Raw genomic sequence first — 1208 nt, forward strand, 5'->3', positions numbered from 1 at the left:
GTCGCGGTGAAGTGAACTTCACCTTGTCAACGTGTCACATTAGGTCCCCGTCAAGCGAACGTCAGCAGAGGTACAGCCTTATGAGTATGGCCACAATTGTCAGTGCAGTGATTTCCAGTCTCGCACCCAGTGTCTTCGATCAGAACAGCCTGCAAGAGCCCGGCGCGCATGTCTCGGCCGTCGAATACCACTACGGAATGGACATCGATGTGAAACGGGTACTGCAGCGCACCGATACATCCGACAAGACCGGCGTGGTACCGGTGACCCTGGTCTACGAAGACAGCGAGGGTGAAGTTCACAAGATCCGTTTCCTCGAATGGGGTGGAAGCCCCGCCGACCCAACCAGCATTGCCTGATCAACTCACCGACAGAGTTCCGGGCCTCGTTTGCTCCCCCCCAGAAGTGGAAGTTAAACCTTCTCTGCGCTCAGTGCGATTGAGGTTTTTTGTTACCTGAACATGGACATGATCGAATGACTAAAAGTTCATTCGCGAAATTCACTATTATCTTGATGACGTAATGTCGCAGGATTAATTGATAACAATGGCTGGATCTAAATGGCAGTCAGCAACGGCAAACTCTAATCAAGCCGTGCCGAAAGCCAAGTTGATTCACTATTGAAACCAAGAGGTAACCATGGAACTTAGTATGTTCTCTTCGTCCACCGTGGAATATGTGCGTTTAGGCGTTGTATATTTTCATCTTATCGCCTGCTGTGTGGCAATCGGGCTGGTCTTGACCAGTGACATTGCAATGGTCAAGCAACTCCTGAAGGGGGATGCGTCAGGTCACCACGATGACGCGCACATGGAAAGCCTTCAAAAAACCGTATCGCTTGCACTTGTAGCGCTTTGGATTACGGGCATTGGTATTGTCGGAATCGATTATGCCGGCAAGGGAATGGAATATTTCCTCAATCCAAAATTGCAGGCCAAAATCGGCATCGTTGTGCTGTTGACCTTCAACGGCTTCCTGTTGCATAGCGCTGTCTTGCCCGCGCTGAAAAAAGCCGGTTCGTTACTCAACCTTTCCTTCAGCCTGCGCATGCTCGCGCTGTTCTCCGGCGCCCTCTCTGCCGTGTCGTGGTTCTATGCCGCCATGCTGGGTGTGGGTCGTCCGCTGGCCTGGAAGTACTCGCTGGTGGAGTTGCTGGCAGCCTATCCGGTACTCATCGTCGGTGGATTCGGGGCGATGGTACTGCTCAC

The 1208-nt window shown here is 52.2% G+C and carries 2 protein-coding genes; both read left to right on the forward strand.

The annotated features are described in order from the left end of the window. Window positions 1–80 precede the first annotated feature (80 nt). On the forward strand, window positions 81–359 hold the full coding sequence (locus PMI34_RS22425; protein ID WP_008047217.1) for a DUF2790 domain-containing protein: 279 nt from the start codon (window positions 81–83) through the stop codon (window positions 357–359). Between the two features lie 280 nt (window positions 360–639). Continuing rightward, a partial coding sequence (locus tag PMI34_RS22420; RefSeq protein WP_008047220.1) for a hypothetical protein occupies window positions 640–1208 on the forward strand: 569 nt, incomplete at its 3' end.

The sequence above is a fragment of the Pseudomonas sp. GM74 genome (genome assembly GCF_000282455.1).
Classification (GTDB): Bacteria; Pseudomonadota; Gammaproteobacteria; order Pseudomonadales; family Pseudomonadaceae; genus Aquipseudomonas.